16 protein-coding genes are annotated in these 25,398 nt (G+C 46.5%); 1 reads left to right on the plus strand and 15 read right to left on the minus strand.

Annotated elements, in window-relative coordinates; genetic code table 11:
• Positions 1-404: 404 nt before the first annotated feature.
• From QNM19_RS03575 to QNM19_RS03585, 3 genes are all read right to left on the minus strand, one after another.
• Positions 405-1,202 (minus strand): dermatopontin-like protein, encoded by a 798-nt coding sequence (locus QNM19_RS03575; protein WP_049864089.1) that lies wholly within the window; start codon positions 1,200-1,202, stop codon positions 405-407.
• Between the two features lie 666 nt (positions 1,203-1,868).
• Positions 1,869-2,603 carry a zinc-dependent metalloprotease family protein gene (locus QNM19_RS03580; RefSeq protein WP_010380001.1) on the minus strand — a complete coding sequence of 245 codons (735 nt, stop codon included), beginning with the start codon at positions 2,601-2,603 and terminating at the stop codon, positions 1,869-1,871.
• Positions 2,604-2,614: 11 nt separating this feature from the next.
• The gene (locus tag QNM19_RS03585) at positions 2,615-3,337 is read right to left on the minus strand and encodes a hypothetical protein (RefSeq protein WP_049864090.1); all 723 of its coding nucleotides are present in this window, start codon (positions 3,335-3,337) and stop codon (positions 2,615-2,617) included.
• A gap of 712 nt (positions 3,338-4,049) precedes the next feature.
• Here QNM19_RS03585 and QNM19_RS03590 point away from each other — a divergent pair.
• A complete protein-coding gene (locus QNM19_RS03590; protein ID WP_049864091.1) occupies positions 4,050-4,913 on the plus strand; it encodes a hypothetical protein in 864 nt (287 codons plus the stop codon).
• Positions 4,914-4,967: 54 nt separating this feature from the next.
• Here the strand turns inward: QNM19_RS03590 and QNM19_RS03595 are convergent, their stop codons facing one another.
• From QNM19_RS03595 to QNM19_RS03650, 12 genes are all read right to left on the minus strand, one after another.
• Positions 4,968-7,496: a TonB-dependent receptor plug domain-containing protein gene (locus tag QNM19_RS03595; protein ID WP_156202236.1), complete on the minus strand. Its 2,529-nt coding sequence runs from the start codon at positions 7,494-7,496 to the stop codon at positions 4,968-4,970.
• Between the two features lie 180 nt (positions 7,497-7,676).
• Complete coding sequence (locus QNM19_RS03600) at positions 7,677-8,744, minus strand: hypothetical protein (protein ID WP_049864096.1); 1,068 nt, start codon at positions 8,742-8,744, stop codon at positions 7,677-7,679.
• 60 nt (positions 8,745-8,804) lie between these two features.
• Positions 8,805-10,283 carry a hypothetical protein gene (locus tag QNM19_RS03605; RefSeq protein ID WP_049864093.1) on the minus strand — a complete coding sequence of 493 codons (1,479 nt, stop codon included), beginning with the start codon at positions 10,281-10,283 and terminating at the stop codon, positions 8,805-8,807.
• A gap of 11 nt (positions 10,284-10,294) precedes the next feature.
• Positions 10,295-11,149: a GEVED domain-containing protein gene (locus QNM19_RS03610; protein WP_049864094.1), complete on the minus strand. Its 855-nt coding sequence runs from the start codon at positions 11,147-11,149 to the stop codon at positions 10,295-10,297.
• A 12-nt stretch (positions 11,150-11,161) separates the two neighbouring features.
• Entirely contained in the window at positions 11,162-12,409 is a 1,248-nt protein-coding gene (locus tag QNM19_RS03615; protein WP_284026335.1) for a hypothetical protein, read from the minus strand.
• A 49-nt stretch (positions 12,410-12,458) separates the two neighbouring features.
• A complete protein-coding gene (locus QNM19_RS03620) occupies positions 12,459-14,555 on the minus strand; it encodes a Hint domain-containing protein (RefSeq protein ID WP_284026336.1) in 2,097 nt (698 codons plus the stop codon).
• An 85-nt stretch (positions 14,556-14,640) separates the two neighbouring features.
• Positions 14,641-17,937 (minus strand): GEVED domain-containing protein, encoded by a 3,297-nt coding sequence (locus QNM19_RS03625; protein ID WP_284026337.1) that lies wholly within the window; start codon positions 17,935-17,937, stop codon positions 14,641-14,643.
• Positions 17,938-18,487: 550 nt separating this feature from the next.
• A complete protein-coding gene (locus tag QNM19_RS03630) occupies positions 18,488-19,555 on the minus strand; it encodes a hypothetical protein (protein WP_049865378.1) in 1,068 nt (355 codons plus the stop codon).
• Between the two features lie 60 nt (positions 19,556-19,615).
• The gene (locus tag QNM19_RS03635) at positions 19,616-21,094 is read right to left on the minus strand and encodes a hypothetical protein (RefSeq protein WP_049865377.1); all 1,479 of its coding nucleotides are present in this window, start codon (positions 21,092-21,094) and stop codon (positions 19,616-19,618) included.
• A gap of 11 nt (positions 21,095-21,105) precedes the next feature.
• Positions 21,106-21,963, minus strand: a complete 858-nt coding sequence (locus QNM19_RS03640; RefSeq protein ID WP_284026338.1) for a GEVED domain-containing protein — start codon at positions 21,961-21,963, stop codon at positions 21,106-21,108.
• 9 nt (positions 21,964-21,972) lie between these two features.
• Positions 21,973-23,220 (minus strand): hypothetical protein, encoded by a 1,248-nt coding sequence (locus QNM19_RS03645; RefSeq protein ID WP_049865376.1) that lies wholly within the window; start codon positions 23,218-23,220, stop codon positions 21,973-21,975.
• Between the two features lie 48 nt (positions 23,221-23,268).
• Positions 23,269-25,317: a Hint domain-containing protein gene (locus QNM19_RS03650; protein ID WP_284026339.1), complete on the minus strand. Its 2,049-nt coding sequence runs from the start codon at positions 25,315-25,317 to the stop codon at positions 23,269-23,271.
• Between the last annotated feature and the right edge of the window lie 81 nt (positions 25,318-25,398).

Below are 25,398 nucleotides of genomic sequence, written 5' to 3' on the forward strand. Positions count from 1 at the left end.
TGATCTGATGAGGGGCGTGGCTTATCTTTGGCAGCCCTATATACGAGAATTGCAACCTTATATGTACTGGTTAACTATGCTGATTTGGGCGCTGGTAGCTGTATCATGTTTTGTTTACCCTCATTGGCCCTATGCATGAGAAGGTTGAGGATAATATATCCGCTAAATACCTGCTTTATTGAACTATGATTTTTAGTTTTATTATATTTTGATGGCTTTTGGCTTTTGGCTTTTGGCTTTTGGCTTTTGGCTTTTGGCTTTTGGCTTCTTGCGTTATTTATAAGTCGTGACTGTTTTTTATGTTGATGTGGTTCTTGCTTTTTAATTTGAATATTTATTTCCTTTTTTATTAATTTTAAATATAAAAGCAGGCTACTACTTAATGCCTGCGAAAGTGACGGATATTACCAGTCTGATACTGATGTACAGAAAGATACTGATGTTTCACGATCTTCGTGAGAGTTACTGTGGCGGCTTGACATACCTACTAACGCGCCATTTGAACCCAGGTACCAAGGTTGGTCGAAGTTAGTTGGACCAACAGTTGAGCAAGTCTCTGCACTCAGAGCGAAACCGCTTGCTGAAGATTCAGCCATAGCAGCACAGGCGAACTTGAAGACACGGTCTTCGTGTCTGTTGCTGTGTACGCTGTACATACCTACCAGGAACTTACCAGCAGGGCAGGTGTAGTTGAAAGCCTGGTCATATGAGTTTACATAGCCTGTCCAGCTTAGAGATTTGCGATACAAGCGAGCACCGGAAGTAGTCGTGTATTTGCCACACTCAATGTTGAAACGGCGGTCTTCTCGGCCATTATCGTGGTAGCTTGAAACTGACTTGATGAACATATTGTTTGGGCAAGTATAAGAAAGCACAGCGTCGAAATCGTTCAGGTAACCAGCGTTGAACGTGCTGTAAAGGCGTAAAGTACCGCCGGCTTGCATTGTGAAGTCAGATGTAGACAGTGCAGCATTGGGGATATCTGCTTTTAACGCTACAACGCCATATTCAGATACGTCGTTCTGGCTATCGATTAATTCGATAATCTCATCTACATTTTTAACCTGTGAAGCAGGAATTCTGTAGATGCTGTCTCCCAGGTTATATTCCATATAATTTGCAGCATCTTGTGCGGCAAATGCGCTTAAAGTGGTGAAAGATAAAATCAGGGTTGCAATTTTTCCAATAGAACTAACTTTCATCTTTATAATCCTTTTTAAGGTTTGGTTTAAGGTGATTCATTAGAATCGAGATATATTTGATATTTAGGTTGGTAAATTGTCAATTTTATTTTTATTAACGTTGAATTTCTGTTTTATTTCAGTGGTCTGTTTTGTTTTGTAAATTGGGACGGTTGTTTGTTGATGATAATTGACTTTATATTTTTGTGACGGCTGTTTTATAAGCAAATAAGTACCGATGAGAGGCAATTTATTTTATTATCTTGATTAATTGTTTGACAGCTTGTACATGAATAGAGGACAAAATAATGTGTTTATTCTATTTTGTTATATATATCCTGTTCAATGTTCCCTGTGACATCAGAAATAAATAAGTAAGGGTCGGTCTTGCACGTAGCGACGATGCCATGCGGGTAAAGGGGGTTGGGTGCTGTGACTACGTACGCAGTGGTTAGCACATCTCACCATTGGTTATGAAGTGGTCTAGCGAGGGTCTTCCCTCGTAGGGCCAAAGTTAGCAGATATTTGCTGTGCTACATTGAACAGTATCATCACTTACAGATATGAGCCCTGTTGATCTCTGGCTGTAACTTGTTAGCTTTTACCCGATTTTGTTATTAGTGAGGTAAAAAGAGCGCTCACCGAGCGCTCTCATTTCACTTGCCTGACAATAAAGCAGGCTGTTTGCTATTTCATATTAGCAATGTCGTCTTTTGTTGCATTCACGGTTTTCCAAGCGTATGACTCGCCTACAACACCGAAAGGATAGCCGTTCGCTGTCCAGTTAGGGTTTGAGAAGTAGTCATATTGTGTTGCGCTACCAAAGACATGCGGATACGCCATGATGCTGGTAAATACATTATATACACCATGCCCCATACCATCGGTGTATACACCACCGGATGTGTCACCTTGTCTGCGGGCATGCGTTAAACCCTGGTTGTGACCTAGCTCATGCACAAAGGTGGTTGCACCACAGTCTACAGCAGTGATGGAGTACATCTTATTGACCTGAGACGAGTACAAATTACCATTGCTGCCCTGACCAACCCAGGCAATACCACAGCTAATTAGGTTGCTGCCTGCAGATGACCCAACACCTAATAATGCAACCATGTCAGCGTTATTTGCATCACGATATTGTGCGATGGATGCACTGTCCGTCAGTGCATTTAACCAGTTTTCGTCAGCTGTTACCTGCGCACTGCCGATAGAAGCTGAAGCGACCAGGTTAAGTCTTAAGTCAATTTCGTTTTGGCTATAAACCTGATTCGAAAATGAGATCAGCTGGTTAATTTTCGTTTGGATGTTCGATGTATTGGCAGCTGCTTCGTCACTATACAGGATTGCGATATCGATTGTGTTGGCCTGAGTTAAACCTGAGGCTAAGGTGAGCGCCGTCGCTAAGATTGCTTTTTTCATATTGATTTTCCTTACTTCTTACTTGTTGTTTGAGTGTTGATGGGCGGGGAAAAGAGATCTTTTGCCCCTTCTGCAGGCGCACGCTCTTGAGGCGTGTGCTCCACATGATTTTTATAGAGGTCGCGTTTTGCGGCTATCCAGCCATGTTTGCCATGAGATTCAAAAACATAATTGCCAGAAGGGACTGTGAATTGCCCGTAAATGGCATCACTGCCCACTGTCATCACGGAATTATGAAAGCGATTGCCTGAGCCAGTTACTTTTGCAAAAACACTTTTGTCACCGTTTGGAAATACATCTACCTGAGTGACTTCTGCGCGATGCATCTCGGTGGTCTGTGGAATGGTTAAATCAAAAGTATCTCCAACTTCCAATTGCTGCATGGCTGCCAGGTTGAATTCGACATAGGCTTCTTCACTAATATCTTTTACCAGCACGCCCGCTTCTACTAAAACTTCTTTGGCGTCATCAGAGATTGATGCTATTTCTCCAATATCCTGCGGCGTTCGCTCTACGTCCTGCGTGATTTCTTTTGTTGTGTTTGAGGCAATTTTTATTTGGGGCTTGGATGAACTTGAAACAACAAGGGGATCTGCCTCAACTACGTTTTTATTCACTATTAACGCATCTTTTTGCACAGTGGGGGCTTGTGTGATTTCTGCGCTAGATCCAGAAAAAAGCCAATATGATATAAATATCCCTATTAAAATAAGTGAAAATGTCAGTTTATTCATTTTTTATTCTTCGGTTGGCTGGGAGGAAAGTGAATATAATTAAAGTTAACAAATGTGTCAATTAAGTTGCAGAACTCTTTTTTTGTAATTAATTTGTTATGATATAACGAATTATAATTGCTGATAATGAATAAGTATTAGTCAATAAATCAGTGTCAAAAGCGAATTTCAGCGCCAGAAAGTAAGCAATAAAAGTGCTTTATTGCGTCAGGCTAAATTGACTAATGTGATGTATTTATTGCTTTTTTATTCTTGAGAGAGAAAGTGATAGCGCTCGAGCCATTAATTTGTACTGATTCATGTGGCCATTAATAGCGAGTTGCAGTTAAGTTTTATCTACCCGGATGAAGGAATTTACTCTCATGTGAGATATTAATGGAGCTTAAAAACTAGCTCGGTGGAATATGTTATTCACTTTTATTATATCCGTGATTAATGCAATTTGTCTCAATCACTAATTGATTGCCACTGATCATAACTCCATGAAATAGTGGCGATAGGAGATATTTTATTCTCAACATGTTCCCTTATCTCGATAGTAGTATTAATTTTGGGAACTGCTTCTTACTCTTGATTGAAATCAAGGTTGTAAAAGTCACAGCTTGTTAAAAATGTTGTGAAAACAATGCTGGTTAGATTGTAGGTGCAAATATATTGCTACTTTTTGCTTTCATTTGTACCTGAGTCTGCTTGAACCTATAGGAGTAAGGAAATGAAAAGAAAATACATAGCACAGGCTTTATTCATTGCGACTACTACTTTGTCGTCGGCAGGGGTGTTGGCAGAAGGACATACCAATTCACCCGTGCGTGTTGCTATCGACGATCAGGGCATACCTTATGTGCAAAAAGACGACTCATTTGGTGTCTGGCAGCGACAAGCGCTGCCTTATGGACAAAAAGCGCTGGCGGCTTCTGGTGGATATTTCCATTATCACTTTGGCACATCACCAGAAGATCCTGGCTATGCATACTACGAAGGAGCGACATTCAGTATTTCAGAAAGTGGTAATGCATTCAGATATCAAGATAGCAACTGGCAGCCTGTGACGGGTTGCTGGGGAGCAACAGATGTGAGCTCATTTACAGTGGATCATGTTTACTGTGTCAACGGGGATGGTACTTTAAAGAAATTTAATGATACAACGGAAAATTTCGAAGGTAACTACCGAATCAATAACGAAGTCATTACTAAAATTGATGTTGCTTTGGGTGGGGTCATTTGGGCGATTACTGAAAGTGACAAGCTATATAAGTTTAACGGGGTAAGCTGGGAGCAGCAGTCAATTGCGTGTGGAAATCTGTGCACACTTAAAGACATTGCAGTGGGAAGTGGTCAGGTTTATCTGGTTGCCAGTGTGTATGGCAGCAATGATGGTCCGCAGAGTGTGTATACATTGAAAGAGGGTGAGCTGGTTAAGTTTGGCGCTTTTTACAATATTGATGTAGACAGAGAAGGGGTGATCTGGGCGATTTCAAACTACACCCGCACAGTGTTTTACAAGCGCCCGGGTATGAGTGAATTTGCAGAAGATCCGCAAATGAGCCAGAGGGTCTCATCTAATATTGGCGGATGATAAGCCGATATCAATGCTGAAAGAACAAGGGGTGGTGACCACCCCTTTTCATGTTTAAAAGCTAAAGCTCACTTTGGCGTAATACGTCATGCCATCGAAGCCATAGGGCAAGGCACGCAATGGGTAGCGCATTGCACCATTGGTGATGAAGTTCAGTACTTCATCTTCGCCCAACTCATCAGGTGTTTCATCGAACAGGTTATCAATACCGGCAGACAGATTGATACTCTCAGTTAGCTGATAGCCCATGTTGACGTCAACCAGAACAGCCGATTCAACCACGCTGGTTTCCTGCCAGCTGTTGGTTGGAGACAGAAAATCAGGCAGTTCTATATGCCCGCCTGCAAAGTATGTGACCTCGGTTTTGCCAAAGTAGTTAAAGCGTAACAGAGCATTCCAGTCGTCCTGTTGATAATCAAAGGTTAGCGTTGCCCGTTCCCTTGGCTGACCATGGGTCAGGAATGAGCGTCTTTGCTGATCAAGGACGATACTTTCAGGGATCCCCTGTGGCGCGTTCACTTTATCAATTTCTGTTTTATTCTTATTGGCAGCAAAGGTGATATCCAGTTCTCCGCCGGCGACCGCCGTCGAATAAGAAGCGATGAAGTCAACACCCTGGGTGGTTGAATCCAGTGAGTTAGAGAAAAAGTTGCCCTGCACTGCGCCCGTTGCGGTCAATGCCGTGTTGGCAGCAGGGAAAGCGTCTAGCTCGTCACTGTTGACGCCGATAAAACTGCCCAGGTTGATCCGATCGTAAATCTTGATCTGATAAAAATCTAAAGTAACGGACAGATCGCTACTGACGTCCCAGGCCAGACCGAGGTTATAGTTGTCTGAGGACTCCAGATTTAGTCCATCTACGCCCAGTGCTGCTGGGAAAGGTGAGCCAGCTGTGGCTGTATAAGATGTGGCTAGTGTGCCATCTCCACCCAAGGTTGTCGTAAAGGCAGTATAACCCGACTGTTGTAAAGACGGTGCTCTGAAACCGGTCGATGCAGCAGCGCGCACTGCCAGGTCCTCAGTGAGTTCATAGCGGGTTGCCAGTTTCCAGATGGTATCATCGTTGGAATCTGATACATCTTCGTAGCGCAGTGCTGCACTGATCAGCCAGTCTTCGTTAAGCAGTGTTTCCGCTTCAATATACAAGGCATGGCTGGAGCGTTCGGCTTTATTGGCTGCATCCGGTCTAAGCCCCTGGTAAGCCTGAAAACCACAGTCGGCGAAAACTTCGGCATCAATCACAGATGGAAAAGAGCGGTCAGAATTTGATACGCCGCAGGCATAAGAGGCCACTTCACCCGGGACTATCTCATAATTTTCCTTACGGTATTCGGCACCCACGGAGAGGTAAACCGGCTCGCCACCGTCTACGTCGATAATACCGCTGATATCCAGGTTAGTGGTCCACTGGTCGAATCTGAAACCACCGGAATAACCGCCTCTGGGGCCAGCGTTATCAGCGATGTCTTGCGCTGAAGCTGTTGGGTTATTCGCAAGGTACTCGGCTGCATAAGATGAATTAATGGTATTGGATGACGAATAGTCATACTGGTTTTCGCCGTATACACTGGATACATCGAATGCCCAGTCCGGATTGATATCGCCTTTCAGGCCGATTGCAAAGGACAGATCTTCAGCTTCGTTATCGATCCTGGGCAGAAAACCATCTGGATATACTTGAGGTACATTGCGCTCTGCACGATTAAAGTCGCGGTAAAAGCCGTTGCCTAAAGCGGTCCGGTTTGAGAAGCCAGCAAATGAATACAGTTCTTTATCACCCACAGGCAACGCGGCGTTATAGAACACAGAGATAAACTCACTATCAGAATTACCCTGCTTCCAGCGCACATCATCGGATAAAGTGCCGGACGCAATGGTGGAGGAGCCTCCGGTGTCGCGCTCAGCCCGGTTGGTACCATCCGCATCACGATACTCCAACGAGACATTGATAAAGCCTCCCTGGCTGCCCAGCTCAAAGCCCCGGTTCAGGCCGAGTGAATAGGTATCACCATCGCCTTCGCCAGTAGCGCCTGCCTGAACAAACCCGGTGGTTACACCGGTACTGTCATTGAGCGACAGGTTGATTACGCCGGCAATGGCATCAGAACCATAACGTGCCGCGGCACCGTCTCTGAGGATCTCGACATTTTTTAACGCCATCATCGGAATGGAGTTCATATCCGTACCTGCGGCGCCAGCACCAACTGTGCCCGATAGACCAAATATCGCCTGAGTATGACGACGTTTACCGTTGATCAGGACCAGAGTTTGGTCTGGCTGCAATCCCCTCAGTGTTGCCGGGCGGAACAGATCTGAGCCATCAGAAACCTGGGTTCGGCTGAAGTTAAACGATGGCGCAATGGCTTGCAGGCTCTGCCCAAGCTCGGTAAATCCCCCTTTATTGAGTTGATCTGTATCCAGGATATCAATGGGTGAGGTGGACTCGGTTGCTGTCCGGTTTGAAACTTTGGAGCCCAGTACAGAAATGGTCTCGATGTTTTGTTCGTTAGATTGTTCTGCCATTGCAGCGGAGCACGCAAAAAGTGCCAGTGCAACTGGCGAAAGTTTTATGGTTGTTGTCATCATTTACTACTCTGTTGATGTTATGTAACTATTTATGGTTATTGAGCACGACGTTGACATAAATCAATTTTGAGTGCAATCGGATTGGACTAAAGTCGAATAGGATTTTTTGGTATGAAGGGAACTTTTGACAAAGTGGCTAAACGAGTTAGCCACTTAAATAGCGTAAAAGTGCAAGCTTCACTGGCCACACTGGCTCATCCAGGGTGAATCAATACAAGTCTTGCGTAGCCTCTGAGCGTCATCAAGTGCGAAGTGAGCTGCTTCAAGCTGGGCTTCTAATGCTGGTTTTTCGACTTCACTGGCAACCGCCAGAAATGCTTTAAAACGTGCTACACGTCTGACTGCCTCACCATAGCGCTGCTCAGCTCTGTGCCAGGTTGCCTCGTGCATTGTATTACTCACGACAGGTTGCCAGTTATGTGCACTAAAGTGACCAGACTCCTGATAGCTTTTAACAACAAAGCTCCGTGGTACTTTTGCCAGCTCAGCCAAATCGAATTGCAGCCCATCCGGGTCGAAACTGTAGTTAACGAGTTTTTCCAGCGTTTGCAGGCATGGTGTCATATCGCTCCCCCGGCAATAGGTCGGTTGCTCGTTCAGGAGTTGTTGCAGCTTTGCCGGAAGCGGCCCGTTTGAGTTAATATCGACGTTGAATACCGCATTTTCGGCATACTTCTCGAATTCTTTGACCTTGGTTTTGGTCTTTTTGAAAAACAAGAGGCGAGTCTTGGTTTGAGTTACAAAGCGTTTGTAATCTTCCTCGGTTCTGAAATGCAGGCGTGTATTGATAAACAGATCCCTGCCATAATTCACCTGATAAACAAAGTGGCTGCCGCAGTCCCGGAGGTTTACATCCGTTTTCACCTGTCGGTTTTCTAACGTGCTATAACCTTCTTCAAATTTCAGATGAAGCTGTGAGGTAAGCGTATTTTGGTCGGTGGCATTGCGGTGTGTCATAGAGCTGGACACACTGCCCGCAATAATAAACAGGTTGACGCCACCGTGCACTTCACCAAAAGTTCGACGTTTGATCAAGGTTTGATCTGCACGCTGGAGATAGTCCAGGCTGCCACTGAATTCAGTATGCTGCGTTGGTGTCCCCTGTAGGCAAGCATCTTTGAGCTGATGCATTGAGGGGTTAAAGGCCCGGCCAAGGTCGTTGACGCCGACTTTTTCGCTGTAATAAATCTGTCCCTGGGCGGCGAAGGCACAGCTTAGGGACAATAAAGGTAAAAAGCTTTTCATATCCGCTCCCTGAAAAGAAATCGCAATGCGGATGAACGCATCGCGATTAATCATGGCAGGTTATTGCTCAAACGTTGTACCGTATGTGGTCAGTGCGCCTTCACATAATCGCCAGTCCAGGATGCCCCTGGCCGGAGACGTGACATCAATGAAAGTCGGTGCCCAGCGCATGTTTCTGAAACGTGTGCTGTCCTCTTCACTGACTGCGCCTGCCCGAACGGCTTCCTGGCGGGCATACTCACATTGCTTCCAGTCAAACTCATTACTGCTAGGCAGTTGTAGCTGAGTGACATCATAGGTCGCCGGGCACTTGTTTCCGCGCTTCTCGCAAGCCGCTTTCATATCCTTAATATTGGTTTCGCATGAATTACCAAAAGGATTATCGCGACAGGACTTTGCAGCATTGAAGAAAAACCAGGCATTGTTGTAGGCCTTATCTTTAATTTCCTCTACAGCAGTACGTTGTGACTCAGGCAGATAAGCAAAGTAGCTGTTCAACAGATTCTGCGCACGCTGTTCATCAAGCATTGCCTGCTTAAAGTCGTCTTCCAGGTCTGCGGTCAGCCATTTGGTGGCATTGCGCACGATCTGGTACTCAGGTACCAAAGCGCGCAGCGGCAGCGAGGAGTTTTCGTAGCGAGTGGTGTAGTATCGCACTACGTTGTAATCACTCAGTGAGTTGAGCTGTTGATTAAAACCACTTTTGGCGTATCTGACAGCCTCGTAAAACATGTCAAAACAGGGCGTTGGGTTATCCAAAGAGCAGGTAATGATGTTGTTTGGAATAACGCTCAGTAGTTGCTTGGGATCACCGCCGTGCTGGATCGCACGGACCGTGATCTTAACAGAGGACTTAGTGTTATCCTTGAGATACTTAAGTTGTCCTCCGACATTGAACACGCCACCGTATAAATCCACATCCAGATAGCCGCTGATGTCTGATTTATCCTTGCTGCTGCCGTAATCGATTTTCAGGTTAACGAATACGCTTGCGCCATATTCAATGCCGGTGACAAACTCATCTCCAACGAGTGTTTGTAGTTTGGTCTGGTGATTGTTCGCAATATCCTGACCAACCGTACTTAGCGTATAACCCGCGTTTTGATCTTGCGGCAAATACAGGCGTTTTTTCGGTGTGCTGGATGCACTGAAAGTGTAAGAGCTGGAATACGAACTGGATGCCATCTCTTTTGCCAGCGACGCACCGGCAGAGACGCGTATAACAGGGAAGTTAGCGTCTACATCTACGCTACCATTGAGTGTATTGAGGACATCGTCATAGCTCATATCGATGCCGGTTTTAAATTTGAGCTCGGTATTACCATAACTTTCATCAATAACACCCGCCACTGGATGCACATTCAAAAAACGTTTTGTCTGGCTGTCATAGGCTGTGCCTACCGCTACATGGTCATTGATCAGACCGGATATCACGGAGCCCGATACATTTGAGCTTGAAATAGCAGCACTGGATCGCTCAGCTGCCAAGCCTTGTCCCGCAAATGCCATTGCAAGTACTGATAAATAGAGTGATTTCATATCATCTTTCCTTAACGAACTGAGAGTAAGTAATCTTCAACTTCACCATACTGAACGTTGGCACAGGCGTTGGCTGAGCCGCCTCCAGCATCCAGTGCGACGCGCATCAGAGTGACTCCCTCTGGCGTGTTTGTTGGCACTGATAAAGAGAATTTTACAGTGGAAGTAGCTGTCGAATTGTAAACCAGTTCGCTGGCGTCGAATTGGCCATTGTGGTCCCAGTCTATCCATACGTGTACATCAAACAATGCGGGGAAGTCAGGCTCAAGCAAGCCGGGTTTTATCTCAATATTGGCTTGACTTTTTGCTCGCAGGTTGATCACTTTGCCGGAAACTTTGGTGTGCTTAGAGGTACCGGAGGTATGAACAAAGTCATTCACTTTGACTTGCTCTATCCATTCCCATTCGTTGTCATAGCTGTTGACTTCACAATAGTTATGGGCCAATAAAGAGGTCTTTAACGCAACCGCTTTGTATTCTGGTGGCATCGTAGTACACGCGTCCGTGGCACTGGTACCCGCAGTCCAGTTATACGGGTTGGTGAAGTCTTCATTGGCAAATGTCAGGTATTGGGCCTTGCCTGCTGCAAGCGCGGTATCTGAAAGCCACAGTTGCTTGAGCTGGTTGAGCTTTTGCTCTTTGCTAACAATGTTCCGTGAGTCATACATCTGTTCCCACATTTCTACTAAAAGCCCGTCGTAGCATTTTTTTAGCCACTCATACCGGCCTTTGGCTTCTGTTATGGTAAGCAGATCGCCCAGTTGGTTAAAACCGGCTTCTTCAGCTGTATTGGCAGCGGCATTGCAGGCCGCAAAAGACAAGCCTGTAAGCAAGGCAATCTTAGATAACTTATATATTGTATTCATTATTGTGTGTCCTTACTTTAAAACATCACTAATATCGCTGTAATCTTGGTAGTAGGCCATGTTGTCTGCTTCGTAATCGATGCAGTGAGTGCCTTCCGGATTACGTTCACAGTAATCGACCAGATCGGCAAACAGGTTGGCATTTGCCCGGCTGGCTGATTCAATTGCTGACAGTTTATTTTGTTGCTCTCTGGTAAACTGAGCTTCATAGTAACGCTGCAGGTTTTTTGCCCGGCGATACGTCAGGCGCTCTTCAATCCAGCGTGCAGTGAGTTCTTTGACTACCAGCTTGGTCATGTAGTTAGTGGCCTGATAACCATCTTGAGGGATCAGTTGTTGCAAGCCTGCTCCAGAGTCCAGATATTTAGCGACATAGGTATCTGTGATGTTGTAATCATCTAAATAGTCGAACTGGTGCAAGTAGTCTGTTTTTAAGTAATGAACTGCGGATTCAAACAAGTTGAAACAAGGCTCTGGGTTGAGCAAAGTGCAGCGCATGATCCCGTTTGGAATAATCTGCAGCAGACGGTTTGGATCGCCACCACTTTGAAAGCCACTGATGGTTATTTTGACTGATCGACGTTTTTCATCATCGAGTTTTTGCAGCTCGCCATCTACGCTGACTTTGCCAATCCAGTCCACGCTCAGGTAGCCGCCAATGGTGCGTTTGTCGGTTTCGTTACGATAATCGATCTTCATATTGATCACGACATTCGAGCCGTAGGCAAAGCCTTGTATGAAACCATCCCCCAGGTTTTTGGCTTTATCGCCCGGGTAGGCAGTGGCAAGATCTAACGCCGCCTGTGTGGGCTGATACCCGGCATCAGAAGCGGGCATTAGGATCCGTGATTTAGGTTTAATGGATGAATAGACGGTATAAGTGCCCGTATATTTGTCGGCGCTGATGTCCTTAGCATAGTTTGCACCTGCATCAACGCGTATGGCTGGAAACTTAAACCCGATATCCACTTTACCATCAATCAATTTTAGCGCTTGTTCATAACCAAGGTCGACGCCAACACGAAAGTCAATATTGGTATTGCCCAGGTGCTCAACTGTTTGACCATCAACGGACTTTAATCCAAGTAAAATATTGCCTTTACTTTGAAAGGCGGAGCCGAGTGGCGCGAGGTCGACAGCACTCGATGTTGCAGCCTGGCTGTGTGCTTCACTAAGCTGTGCCGGTATCATTTGAGACGCCGCAAGCGCTGGTAAAGCTGTACATGCCAATATGGCTTGAATGAGTTTTGCATAATTCATATTTGGTCTCTCCATGGGAGGCCTTTGCGGACCTCCTGTCGCTTAGTCCTTAGTTTTTAAGGCTGTTCAAATAATCCTGATGCCATGCTTCAGGGAGGTTATTGAGTACATCCTGGGTCGTCACTTCATTGTCCGAAAACTCATTGTCGGTCTGCATTGCTAAGTCACCCACCTGAAGGCCATTTGCAAACATGGTAAAGGTTTCACCCGTGACATGTTTTTCGTCTTTGTCGGTGCGCTTGAGTTTCAGGTTGTAGACGTTGTCGTTGTATTTCACTTCTTCGACGTTTGTGACCATCTCCACACCACTTTGAGTACGGATTTGGTCGCCTGTTTGCACTTTATTTGCCCATGTCGACAGACCTGAGATTTTAACTACCGGGTGTGACTCGGTCAGCAAGAGGGTTTTTCCTGAGGCGGTCGTCAGTTGGACCATAGGGATGGCTTCAACACCCACTGAAATGTCCTCTATTTCAAGCGGAATATGCTGATCTGGTGCGAACTGGCTGGCTCCCAGCACGGTATCGCCCACACTGAGCTGCTCGATCGGTACCTGTTTACCGTTGGCTAGCGTGATCAGTGAGCCTTTGGCCAGACAACTGTAGACCACTTGCATTGGTGGGTGTTCGATGTCTTTCCAGTTAGTGTAGTGCGGCATATCTGAGCTGCCGATAATATAGGTATAGTGACGGATCATTTCTCTCCTGCCACGTTTTTGCTTCACTTCAACAGCCAGGTTCATGATCCAATGGGCATCTTCGTAGCGGCCATATAAGCCGGCATCCCCAAATACGCCCATGTTTCTGGGAATGTCCCATGAGATACGGGTGTATGGGTATTTATTACCGCCGATGTCTTTTTCCCCTTTTTCGAGCTTTATATAATCTGAGAATAAATTAGGGGAGTCTGAGCCTTTGTAGTCATCGCCGATCCGTGACGCGCCACCACCCTCACGGGTCTGAATAAATATGTCTGAGCCATGTCGGATGCTGGCGGGTTTGTCGACTTTGGGCTGGTTGTTTTCGTCAACAATCAGCTTTTTCGTCCCTTTTATAGTTCCATTTTCTGTGACTTGGTCGTACGTAACACCCAATTGGTGGAACTCAGGTGTATATACTTTGGTCACTTCACCAATGACTTCACGATAACCGCTAAACGGGATCAGCAACTTCAATTGGTCATTGGGTGTGCCCGGATCATATTGAGCATCGTAATCACAGTCGCCATAATCTCGATTCAGGCAGATTTTAATACGATTCTTACTTGGGTCATTCGCATCGATCTCTTGTCGGTCAACTGGGTGAGTAACTTTACTTTCCAATATGGACCTGCCATTACGGACGTATCCAGGTGGCATTATTGTTGAGTAACCTGTTGTGCTAGCCTGAGCACCGACAACTTGTGTGGCAGTATCAGACGCTTTGTAAATGCCCAGATCAGCAAGCAAGGTCTCTGGAGAGTATTCGATCACTGAGTTGCGGTTTTCCGTAATGATGTCACCATTTGGTCCCTCATAGGACACGGTGACATATGCATCAGCGAAAATGCGCTCAGAGTTGACCAGCTTGGGAAGTATGTCGTTCATTTTCCCCAATGATGCCACGCTGACTCGCTTTTGAGGTGCATCTGAGGTGCCCTGGCCAAAGTATTCGGTGAAACTGGGCATAACCAACTCTTCACCTTTTTCATTTAATAATGTCAGGTCAATAAAGGTGTAGTACGTGGTGCTGATTTCACTGTTTACAGCGGTTATTACCAGATACTCCTGACCGTCTTCTTGCGTCATTGACTGTATGCCCATGTGCTTAAAGAACGAGCAGAGCTTACCAGTGTTACAGTTTGTTTCTGACAGTTGCTCTTGTGCCATGATATCCGCTGTGGGAGCGTGCATTGCGTTCAGAGTGGGCATTGCGCTGAATGCTTTCTGATTAACGCTTTGGCGCATTGAGCGAAATAAGAATGGGCGGTTTTTTTCAGTGATACCATGTCTGGCCAAACGTTGCTTGGCTTGCTCAAGTTCTCCAAGTTGCTGAAATTCAGCAATATGCTGAGGATAATTTTCAGTGTTTGACGCAATTGGCGCTGATAAAGAAGCAAAAGAAGCTCCTCCCAGTGCAGCAGCAACTGCAAGGCTTACCAGTTTCATACAATCTTCCTTTTAATTATTTGTAATCAGGCTCGTAGGTAGAGCAAGCCCTACCCAACTAACAGCGAGCACAAAGTAGGTGTTACTATTTGGTAATAGTGAATTGAATGTCTTCAACTTCTCCATAAGTGAAGGATTTACAAGCATCCTGCTTTAGGGGGTATTGAGGGTTTTCCTCAAATTTTGCTCTGAGGGTGAGTGTTTCGTGCGTTTTGTCTTCGTCCACCCAGGGTAAACGGATCAGTCTGCTGGCGGTAATACGGCAGTATTCTTTACCGTCAGTTTTATACTCGCAGTCCGTTTTATAGTAATCGTAGTTATAATCGTTCATGGCATAATGACCTTCAGTCTTGCTGAACTTTCCGTCGTGATTTTCATCCAGCCAGACGGTGAAGCGCGCACCAATTTGATTGTTTTCATACAAGCTGTCTATGGTGGAGCTTGGCAATAAATTGGTCGAACTCACGACTTTTATCGTTCTGTTACCTGGATGAGAAAAACCACTCGATGCTGTGAGTGTATATCCCGATGCATTGAATCCAGGGTCTTTAGTAACTGTATGTAATACGGTGCCAAAGTAATTGAAAGTTAATTTGTCGATATAAAATATATCTGCATTTGCGGGCTCAGTAATTTGAGCTCGGCAACTGGATACAGGTTGCAAAGTGAGTGTCTGAGTTGCGGTGTCGCTGTCACTGCCATCCTGATAACGGGTCGTGAGTGATATGGTGAATGTACCGCCCTCTTGTGGAAATTGAATGGTTGGGTTTTCATCATTACTGGTTTGATTGTTAAAGCCAAAATTCCAGCGGTAGACAGGCTGTTTAACTTGATTCGCTGTGCTGTTGTTTGTGAACTTTACTCGGTTATCGTCGAGCAACTGATAGCTAAAGTCGGCAACCACAGGCAGGTTTGGCGCGTCTGTATCTATCATCAGGTCTATCACCTGGCCATTGTCGACGACGCCACAGCTATCTATAAAAGAGTACTTCACGTCTGAAATAGCAACGCGCATCAGGCCTATGCCCTGCGGAATGTTGTCGTTTAGGGCAAAGGTGGCGGTGTTGCCTGAGATAGTCGTATTGCCGACTAGCTTTTCAGTGTAGTCGAACTGCCCATTTTTGTTGATGTCATACAGTATCGTCAGTTTTTTCCCGCTCAGATCTTTGTCAAAGGTCAGATTGTGGCTGCGCTTGCTGGCTAAAGGTATGCGGCTGTCAACCACGGAGGTGTAGTCGTTTGCTGCAAACAGGGTAGTGTGATCTGCGACCTTCAGGCTGTTTGTGTGTACCTTTGATGTATTCAGGTAGGGAGGGCAACTGACATTGGCTGGTCGGCTGAAGAAGTGGCGATATGCTGAACGTGTGCCTTCTCCGGTGAGTTCGACAGTGATGGCTGCTCTTGCCAGCGTGCCGTCTGGCACCTGATGTGCTTGTTGCAGGAACGGGTAGATTGGCTGGTTACTGCCCTGGTGCCATTCACTACTGGTGCCATCGCCCCATTGTGCGCTAATTTTTTCAATTGAATCAATGTTCAGGTGTCCGATGTCGTAGCTTATTTCGTTATAACTGACTCGAGTGTTGGCCTCTAAGGTCGAGAGGCTGCTGTTTGCGACTATGCCGACACCCAGCAATACGTCTGTGACATCGTCTTTGCGCTGTATGGCGCTTTTATTACTGATGTTAATGTGGGGCGCCTGTGCAACCACACAATAACCGAATTCGTCCAGGCTCATATTTGAAAACATACAGCCAGACGTGTTCGCGCGCAGGAACACTTTAAAGGCATCCTGAATTGACCATCCCTTAGTTTTTACCAGTTCATAGAATGCTTTACGTAGTACTCCCCCGTTGGCATGCGGGGTTTTGGCGAGTGAAAAGTCAGTGGCATGGTCGATACTGGTTCCGTCCCAAGAGGGAAGCTCATAGAAACGAGCGGCCTTATCTTCATATATCGCGCCCCATCCAAACCACCATTTACGGTTTTGGTTGTACTGACCGGGTTGTTCGTTAAATTGTTTTGTAAAGGCTTCAGACTGTGTGTACGAACCGCTGGCATTGTTTTGAAAGTAGTCTAATACGGCAATGGCTGCGAGATCGGAAAAGCCTTCATTAATGGCCCCGTCAACGCCTTCTGGCCCAATGCCGGCATTCCAGCTCGTAATAGCATGGGCAATTTCGTGTGCAGCAATGCCCAAAGTGGCTTGTGAATAAAAGTAGAATCCATCGCCAGAACCATAGTTGACATATTCACCATCCCAGAAAGCCATATTGGGACCGTGAATGGTGTTGCTATGCACTTTTTGCTTGAGAGGTTTGATGCAGTATCCACTCCAGGCACAATCTGAAGTCTGTGACGGATAAAGGTGAGCGAGCTGCTTGTGAAAGTACTGCATAACCAGACCTGCATTAAAATGCGCTTCGGTAGCAGGGTCGTAGCTGAACCAAGTGTAAAAGTTATCATCTACCGCGACACTATCGAAATTTTCATTGTTACTACCGCATGCGTAAGACGCGGCCTGGGCGTCGTTGTTTCTGGCGTCAAAAGTAGTCAGGTAAGGGTTCTCCAGTCGACAAATATCCTGTTCTTTTTTTACGATTAGCGGATACCCATCGAATTGAGCAAAGATTGCACCTGGGTCTTTGTCTGAGAACATCAATCGCTCCCCAGTCGGGGTGTACTCATCAAAGCGGTATGCGGAACAGGCCTGCATGCTCTCTGGACGTGGTGAATAACAGATAGCACCGAGCTTATCGTTTCCTCCTATTCCCCCCCCAGCAACATAATCATTCAGGTTTGGTGAAGCAAAAAATGAAACAGATGATTGACGTCGAACCAGGGTGCCCTGACTGTTGTCGAGGATAACTTGCTCTTTAAGTCCGTTGTGGCGGACCTGTAGGACTGTCACGCTCAGCAGCTTGCCCTGAGTTAGAAGATAAGCTTTTGAAGTACTGTCAATTTCTGGCTGCTTGCCTGCATAGAGCTCGGACGCTATTCGCAGCAAGTCAATGTTATGTTGCGAAGCAAGATCCACAAGCTGAACGGGACCACTGAGTAATTTCCCCATACTCTGGATGATCTCGCCTTGTTGATTGCGTACAACGACTAACCGACTGTCCAGTACAGGCACGCCCTGAAAGTAAGCTTGATAGTGCTCATATCGGGGGTGCTTTCCGATCACTTTTTCCAATTGATAGGATAGCCCGGTATCTGAATGTGCAGACAATACCGACGCGTCAGGCACCTCGGCATGTGCAGTGGTCGGAAGTTGCGTCCATAGGTGCTGCTGATTGAGAAGCGCATGTGATTCGATCGAGGCTGATGCTTGTGTACTGCATAACATAATCGAACCGGCGCCGAGTAAAGTACCAAGGCGTTTCATAAAATCGTCCTTATCTGTTGCAAAAAGTTAATTTTTAACGTGGGCTATTTTGTGTTCGATTAGTATATGAGCTAAATCTATTTTTGATAAAGTACATTTAGTGTTCCACTCGGGGGGGTGTGCTGGTTCAAAATAGGGTGTAAATATAAGTTATCCTCTGAATGTTGATTTTTATATTTTATTGATTTTAAATGATTAAAATTTTCTTCTTTGTTTTCGTTGCGACATTTACGTATTTAAGGGAGTGCTATCTGCCCGGGTTAGCATTATCCGGGAGATTGATGGTGGCGATCTGGATGTTAATTAGTTTCCTCTAAATAAAACATTTTTTATTTTGTTTTACTGTTCAATCGGGTTTCGTTGATCAGATGAACTATCAGGACTGTACTCCATTAGTTGATTGCTCATTTGGTGAAAAGGTCTGTATCAGGGGAAGGTGTAATTAAGCAGATTGAAAGATAGCTTGATCCAGGGGAGAGGTTGGCCAAGAAGTTCGGGCTTGAAAAGTGGCCAAGCCGGTTAGCCACTCAGGTGTATTTGGAAGGAAGAGTCACGGACCACACTGACTTAACCAGGGTGAGGTCAGGCAGGTCTGACGCAGTGTTTCGGCATCGCTGAGGGCAATTTGAGCTGCCTCAAACTGCGCTTCCAATGCAGGCTTTTCAGCCTCCGTAGCGACGGTTAAAAAGGCTTTAGTGCGCTCCAGGTGCCTGACTGCTTCACCATACTGATGCTCAGCCCATCGCCAGGTCGCCTCATACAGGGTATTGCTCATCACTGATTGCCAGTCAGCACCGCCGTAGTGGCCAGAATCCAGATAGCTTTTCACCACAAAACTGCGGGGAACTTTATCCAGATCGGCTAAATCGAGCATCAAGCCGTTTGGGTCGAAACTATAGGCCACCAGGCTTTCCAGGGTCTGCAGGCAAGGGGTGATGTTTCCGCCCCGGCAATAGGTAGGTTGCTCATTGAGTTGTTGTTGCAATTTCGCAGGCAGCGGGCCATTGGAATTGACATCGACGCTGAATACTGCATTTTCTGCATACTTTTCGATTTCTTTGACTTTGGTAATGGTTTTTTTAAAGAACAACAAACGTATCTTTATTTTAATGACAAATCGCTTGTAGTCTTCTTCTGTTCTAAAGTGCAGTCGGGTGTTGACGAACAGGTCGCGCCCATAGTTGACCTGATAAACAAAGTGGCTGCCACAGTCCTTCAGGTCCACGCCCGATTTTACCTGGCGGTTTTCCAGCGTACTGTAGCCCTCGTCAAACTTAAGGTGCAATTGCGACGTTAATGTACGCTGATCCGTCGCGTTTCGGTGTGTCATTGAGGTAGATACACTGCCTGCGATGATAAACAAGTTAACGCCGCCATGTACCTCTCCAAACGTGCGACGCTTGATAAAGGTTTCATCGACGCGCTGGAAGTAATCCAGGCTGCCACTTTGCTCTGAGTGCTGTACTGGTGTGCCTTGCAGACAAGCTTGGTTCACCTTGTGTATGGTGGGATCAAATGCTCTGCCAAGATCATTTGCACCGACTTGTTCGCTATAATAAATCTGGCCATGCGCTGCGAAAGTACAGCTTAGCGCCAGGGTCGTTAATAAGCTTTTCATATCCGCTCCCTGAATAGAAATCGCAATGTGCATAAGCACATTGCGATTAAGTATGGCAGGTTATTGCGCAAATGCCGTACCGTAAGTGGTCAATGCGCCCTCACATAAACGCCAGTTCAGGATCCCTCGGGCGGGTGCTGTGACGTCGATGAAAGTAGGTGCCCAGCGCAGGTTTCTGAAGCGTGCGCTGTCTTCTTCACTGACCATCCCGGCCCTGACCGCTTCCTGGCGCGCAAGTTCACATTGCTTCCAGTCAAACTCATCGCTACTGGGCAACTGCAGCTGAGTGACATCGTATGCCGCAGGACAGGCATTACCGCGTTGTTCGCAAGCGGTTTTCATTTCCTGCACCTTGTTCTCACAGGCATAACCAAAAGGGTTATCGCGGCAGAACTGAGCGGCATTGAAGAAGAACCAGGCATTGTTGTAGGCCAGATCTTTGATCCGCTCGACGGCAGTACGCTGTGCTTCGGGTAAATACGCATAGTAGCTGTTAAGCAGGTTCTGGGCGCGTTGTTCATCCAAGATAGCCTGTTTAAAGTCATCTTCCAGCTCGCTGATCAGCCACTTAGTGGCATTGCGTACGATCTGATACTCAGGTACCAGTGCGCGCAAAGGCAACGATGAGTTTTCATAACGGGTGGTGTAGTAGCGCACCACGTTGTAATCACTCAATGAATTAAGCTGTTGATTAAATCCACTTTTAGCGTACTTCACAGCCTCATAGAACATGTCAAAACAAGGCGTTGGATTGTCCAGTGAACAGGTAATGATGTTGTTCGGGATAATGGTCAATAACTGTTTAGGGTCACCGCCATGCTGGATAGCACGTACCGTGATCTTAACCGAAGATTTGACTTCATCCTTTAGGTATCTGAGCTGACCGCCGACGTTGAACACCCCGCCATACAAGTCAACATCCAGATAACCGCCGATGTCCGATTTATCCTGGTTACTACCGTAATCTATTTTCAGGTTAACCAGGACGTTGGCACCGTATTCAATACCAGTAACAAATTCATCGCCAATCAGCGTTTGCAATTTGGTTTGATGGTTGTTCGCAATGTCCTGACCGACCGCACTCAATGCGTAACCTGAGTTTTGATCTTTGGGCAGGAATAAGCGCTTTTTCGGCGTGCTGGAAGCACTGAAAGTATATGAGCTTGAGTACGAGCTGGACGCCATTTCTTTTGCCAAAGACGCACCTGCCGAGACTCGCACCACTGGGAAGTTGACGTCCACATCAACGCTACCATTGAGTGTGTTGAGCACATCGTCATAGCTCATATCAATGCCGGTTTTAAATTTGAGCTCGGTATTGCCGTAGCTTTCGTCAATAACGCCGGCTACGGGCTGGACATTTAAAAAGCGCTTTTTCTGGCTGTCATAGGCGGTGCCGATTGCCACGTGATCATTGATTAGGCCTGAGATCACAGAGCCTGATACTGATGAGCTTGAGATGTCAGCACTGGCTTGCTCATCGGCCATGCTGTGTCCTGCAAATGCCATTGCAAGTACAGATAAATAGAGTGATTTCATATCATCTTTCCTTAACGAACCGTGAGCATATAGTCTTCAACTTCACCATACTGAATATTGGTGCAGGCATTGTCTGAGCCGCCTCCAGCATCCAGCGCGACGCGCATCAGGGTGACACCATCGGGTGTGTTGTCAGGGACTGACAAGGTGAATTTCACTGTATTGCCAGTTGTGCTGTTGTGTACCAGCTCATCGCTGTCAAACTGGCCGTTGTGGTTCCAGTCAACCCAAACTCGCGCTGCCAGCAGAGTTGGGTAATTCGGGTCCAGTAAACCCGGTTTTATCTCGACATTGGCGTCACGGTTGGCGCGCAAATTGAGGACCTTACCAGATACGAGCGTGTGCGCTGTGCTTCCTGACGTGTGAATAAAGTCATCTACTGTCACTTGCTCTATCCATTCCCATTCATTGTCATAACTATTGTTTGCGCAATATTTATTGGTCAGCACTGTGGTTTTGAGTGCCACCGCTTTGTATTCCGGTGGCATAGTGGTGCAGGCCTGATCCTGGCTAGTGCCGGCATACCAGCCGTATGGGTTGGTAAAGTCTTCATTGGCGAAGGTCGGGTATTGCGCATTACCAGCAGCAAGTGCTGAATCCGAAAGCCACAGTTGCTTGAGTTGATTGAGCTTTTCTTCTTTACTGATGATCTCGCGGGAGTCATACATTTGTTCCCACATTTCGACGAGTAGCCCGTCGTAACATTTTTTCAGCCAGTCATAGCGACCCTTGGCTTCTGCCATAGTGAGCATATCGCCTAGTTCGTTAAAATTGGCTTCTTCAATCGTATTGGCTGAGACATGGCTGGTGGCGAGTGTGAGGCCACAGAGCACGGCAACCTGAGATAATTTAAATAACGTATTCATCATTGTGTATCCTTACTTCAAAACATCACTGTAGGCACTGTAATCGCGATAGTAAGCCAGGTTAGCGGCTTCGTAATCGATGCAGTAGTTGCCCTCTGGGTTGCGCTCACAATAATCGACCAGGTCGGCAAACAGGTTGGCATTAGCCCGGCTGGCTGTTTCTATTTCCGACAGTTGATTGAGTTGTCCAGCGTTAAACTGAGATGCGTAGTAGCGCTGCAGATTCTTAGCTCGGCGATAGGTGAGGCGTTCCTCAATCCAACGCGAGGTCAGCTCTTTAACCACTAACTTAGTGAGATAGTTTATGGCTTCGTATCCTTGCGCCGGGATCAATTGCTGCAAGTTGGAACCAGAGTCCAGATACCTTGCAACATAAGTGTCTGTCACATTGTAGTCGTCCAGTGACTGAAACTGGTTGATATAATCCGTTTTAAGATAATTGACCGCGGATTCAAAGAGGTTGAAGCAAGGTTCAGGGTTCAGCAAAGTACAGCTCATGATCCCATTTGGGATGATTTGCAGCAGGCGATTTGGCTCGCCGCCACTTTGATAGCCACTGATGGTAATTTTGACGGATTGGCGTTTCTCATCGTCCAGCTTTTGCAGCTGGCCATCGACTTTGACCTTGCCTATCCAGTCCACGCTCAGATAACCACCAATGGTGCGCTTATCGCTCTCGTTGCGATAATCAATTTTCATATTGATCACCACATTGGAGCCATAGGCAAAGCCCTGTATAAACCCATCACCAAGGTTTGCTGCCTTATTACCTGGGTAGGCCTGTGCCAGATCCAATGCAGCCTGTGTTGGCTGATAGCCAGCATCGGTTGACGGCATTAGGATCCGTGATTTGGGCTTTACTGAGGAATATACGGTATAGGTGCCGGTGTATTTATCGGCGCTTATGTCTTTAGCATAGTTGGCACCGGCATCAACTCGTACAGCTGGAAATTTAAAGCCTGCGTCAACTTTTCCGTCAATCAGTTTTAATGCCTGCTCGTAGCCCAGGTCCACACCCACACGAAAATCAATGTTGGTATTGCCAAGGTGCTCGACGGTTTGGCCATCGACTGACTTTAACCCGAGCAACACGTCACCTTTACTTTGATAAGCCGTGCCGAGTGGCGCCAGGTCAACCACATTGGAGGTTGCTGCCTGTCCATGTATCTCGCTCAGCTTAGTCGGCGCAGGGTGTGACGTGGCGAGCACTGGCAAAGTCGCACAGGCTAGTGTGACTTGAATGAGTTTTGCGTAGTTCATGTTTGATCTCTCCATGAGAGGCCCACAGGGCCTCTATTCGCTTGAACCTTAGTCTTTAAGACTATTGAAGTAATCCTGATGCCAGGCTTCAGGAAGGTTGTTGAGCACATCCTCTGTGGTGATTTCACTGTCAGAGAACTCGTTGTCACTTTGCATTGCAAGATCACCAACTTGCAGGCCGTTTGCAAACATGGTGAAGGTTTCGCCCGTAACGTGAGTCTCATCTGTGTCAGTGCGTTTCAGCTTGAGGTTGTAAACATTGTCGCTGTATTTCACTTCCTCGATGGCGGTGATCATCTCAATACCACTTTGGGTGCGGATTTGATCGCCTGTTTTTACTTTGTTAGCCCAGGCAGACAAACCTGAAACTGTCACAACCGGGTGTGATTCGGTTAGCAGCAGAGTTTTACCAGAGGCAGTCGTTAGCTTGACCATTGGGATCAATTCGACACCCACAGAAATGTCTTCGATTTCAAGCGGGATGTGCTGATCTGGTGCAAACTGGCTGGCACCCAGCACGGAGTCACCGACACTGAGTTGCTCAATTGGCAGCTGCTTACCATTGGCTAGCGTGATCAGTGAGCCTTTGGCCAGACAACTGTAGACCACCTGCATCGGTGGATGTTTGATGTCTTTCCAGTTACTCTCTGGCATATCTGAGCTGCCGATCACATAAGTAAAGTGACGTGTCATAACGCGTGGACCACGTTGTTGCTCTACTTCAACTGCCAGGTTCATGATCCAATGTGCATCCATGTAACGGCCATATAAGGTCGCATCGCCGAAGACGCCCATGTTTCTTGGGATATTCCAGGACATACGTGTATAAGGGTAGTCAACACCGCCTACATCCTTGACGCCTTTTTGCAGCGTGATGTAGTCAGAGAACAGATTGATTGCATCAGATGCTTTGTAATCGTCTCCGATGCGTGACGCACCGCCACCTTCACGTGTTTGAATATAGATTTCAGAACCATAGTGCAGTCCATCAGGCTTGTCTGTAACGGGCTGACCCTGCGCATCTTTGATCAGTGACTTCGTACCTGCACCTGTATTTGGATCATAACTGACAGCCAGTTGATGCCATTCAGGCGTATAGATCTTAGTGACTTCCCCCATCACTTCACGGAAACCACTAAAGGGGATAAGGAGCTTTAATTGTTCATTCGGGGTACCCTGAGCATACATGGCTTCGTAATCACAGTCTTGATATTTACGATTCAGACACACTTTGATGCGGTTCAGACTGGGGTCCGCTTCGTTACGCTCTTTGACGTCAACGGGGTGCGTGATTTCATTTTCTAATATGCTGGTAGTGGTGCGGGCATAGCCATCGGGTAAAGTGGTTGCTATGCCTGCTTCAGTATTGTTTAGAGTTGCCATCTTCGCCGTGGCACCATTGGTTTTATATACCCCCAGATCGGCCAGTAAGGTTTCTGGTGAATATTCAATAACTGATGTACGAATTTCAGTGACTGTTTGACCATTGGCTCCCTCATATGACACGGTGAGGTATGCATCTGCAAAGATGCGTTCGGAGTTAATCAGTTTCGGTAGTACATCTTCCATACGACCAACTGAGGCAACACTGACGCGCTTTTGTGGTTGATCGGGTGTCCCCTGGCCAAAAAACTCGTTGAAGCTTGGCATGACCAGCTCTTCACCTTTTTCATTCATCAGGGTCAGGTCGATATAGGTATAGTAAGTGGTACTGAATTCACTGTTGACCGCGGTTAATACCAGGTACTCCTGTCCGTCTTGGCGTGTCATTGAGCGCAGGCCCATGTGCTTGAAGAATGAACAAAGCTTGCCTGTTTGACAGTCTGATGACTGAGCTGTCGACATGATACCTGCCATTTCTGGCTGATTGGCTTTACGGTTTAGTGTTTCTTCCAAAGATCGAAACAGAAACGGGCGATTTTTTTCTGTAATGCCGTGTCTCGCAAGGCGTTGCTTGGCTTGCTCCAATTCACCGAGTTGCTGAAATTTGACGATGCGTTCAGGGAAGCGCTCGGTTTCTTGAGTAAGAGGCGCTGAGATAGAAGCAAAAGAAGCTCCTCCCAGTGCAGCGGCAACTGCTAGGCTAACCAGTTTCATACAATTTTCCTTTTAGTTTATTTTAAAAAGGCTCGTAGATAGGGAGAAACCCTATCTACATAACTGCGAGCACAAGGTGTT

Source organism: Pseudoalteromonas ardens, assembly GCF_030125445.1.
GTDB classification, from domain to species: Bacteria; Pseudomonadota; Gammaproteobacteria; order Enterobacterales; family Alteromonadaceae; genus Pseudoalteromonas; species Pseudoalteromonas ardens.

Excerpts from the sequence above, each read along its gene's own strand:
- QNM19_RS03625 (WP_284026337.1), bottom strand. The coding sequence starts at position 17,937 with ATGAAACGCCTTGGTACTTTACTCGGCGCCGGTTCGATTATGTTATGC.
- QNM19_RS03615 (WP_284026335.1), bottom strand. The coding sequence starts at position 12,409 with ATGAATTATGCAAAACTCATTCAAGCCATATTGGCATGTACAGCTTTA.
- QNM19_RS03605 (WP_049864093.1), bottom strand. The coding sequence starts at position 10,283 with ATGAAATCACTCTATTTATCAGTACTTGCAATGGCATTTGCGGGACAA.
- QNM19_RS03635 (WP_049865377.1), bottom strand. The coding sequence starts at position 21,094 with ATGAAATCACTCTATTTATCTGTACTTGCAATGGCATTTGCAGGACAC.
- QNM19_RS03590 (WP_049864091.1), top strand. The coding sequence starts at position 4,050 with ATGAAAAGAAAATACATAGCACAGGCTTTATTCATTGCGACTACTACT.
- QNM19_RS03620 (WP_284026336.1), bottom strand. The coding sequence starts at position 14,555 with ATGAAACTGGTAAGCCTTGCAGTTGCTGCTGCACTGGGAGGAGCTTCT.
- QNM19_RS03630 (WP_049865378.1), bottom strand. The coding sequence starts at position 19,555 with ATGAAAAGCTTATTAACGACCCTGGCGCTAAGCTGTACTTTCGCAGCG.
- QNM19_RS03600 (WP_049864096.1), bottom strand. The coding sequence starts at position 8,744 with ATGAAAAGCTTTTTACCTTTATTGTCCCTAAGCTGTGCCTTCGCCGCC.
- QNM19_RS03585 (WP_049864090.1), bottom strand. The coding sequence starts at position 3,337 with ATGAATAAACTGACATTTTCACTTATTTTAATAGGGATATTTATATCA.
- QNM19_RS03645 (WP_049865376.1), bottom strand. The coding sequence starts at position 23,220 with ATGAACTACGCAAAACTCATTCAAGTCACACTAGCCTGTGCGACTTTG.
- QNM19_RS03650 (WP_284026339.1), bottom strand. The coding sequence starts at position 25,317 with ATGAAACTGGTTAGCCTAGCAGTTGCCGCTGCACTGGGAGGAGCTTCT.
- QNM19_RS03595 (WP_156202236.1), bottom strand. The coding sequence starts at position 7,496 with ATGACAACAACCATAAAACTTTCGCCAGTTGCACTGGCACTTTTTGCG.
- QNM19_RS03610 (WP_049864094.1), bottom strand. The coding sequence starts at position 11,149 with ATGAATACAATATATAAGTTATCTAAGATTGCCTTGCTTACAGGCTTG.
- QNM19_RS03575 (WP_049864089.1), bottom strand. The coding sequence starts at position 1,202 with ATGAAAGTTAGTTCTATTGGAAAAATTGCAACCCTGATTTTATCTTTC.
- QNM19_RS03580 (WP_010380001.1), bottom strand. The coding sequence starts at position 2,603 with ATGAAAAAAGCAATCTTAGCGACGGCGCTCACCTTAGCCTCAGGTTTA.
- QNM19_RS03640 (WP_284026338.1), bottom strand. The coding sequence starts at position 21,963 with ATGATGAATACGTTATTTAAATTATCTCAGGTTGCCGTGCTCTGTGGC.